Raw genomic sequence first — 528 nt, forward strand, 5'->3', positions numbered from 1 at the left:
TATTGGAACATGAACATGCTTCACTGGCGCTGGCCCAGCGTTGCAGTAATGTGCAGGGAGAGATCCCTCTCTTTAGTAGTTTGCTGAACTATCGGCATAATGCCCTGTTGGAATCGTCAGATGAACTGATAAGCGGTATTGAATTTCTGGGCGCGCAGGAGCGGACTAACTATCCGTTTGTGCTGTCGGTGGAAGATTTTGGTGGATCCCTGGGGCTGACCGCTCAGGTAGTGCAACCGTATGATCCGGAAAGAATATGCGGTTATATGCAACAGGCGCTGGAAAGTCTGATAGAGGCGCTTGAACAAGCCCCGGAGACCCCGGTATGGACACTGAATATTCTGCCTGAAACGGAACGTACGTTGTTGCTGAAAACCTGGAATGCCACGGAAACTGCGTATCCTAACCAGTGGTGTATTCATCAGCTGTTTGAACAACAGGTGGAGAAAACCCCTGACGCGACAGCGTTGGTGTATGAAGAGCAAACCCTATGTTATGCGGAATTAAATGCCCGTGCTAACCGGCTGG

1 protein-coding gene is annotated in these 528 nt (G+C 50.4%); it reads left to right on the plus strand.

The genetic code is table 11. From position 1 onward, the window contains the following. Window positions 1-528 (plus strand): condensation domain-containing protein (locus ABR397_RS23185; protein ID WP_350307757.1); only part of this gene is annotated, 528 nt, incomplete at both ends.

This window comes from Photorhabdus viridis (assembly GCF_040256935.1).
Taxonomy (GTDB): Bacteria; Pseudomonadota; Gammaproteobacteria; order Enterobacterales; family Enterobacteriaceae; genus Photorhabdus; species Photorhabdus viridis.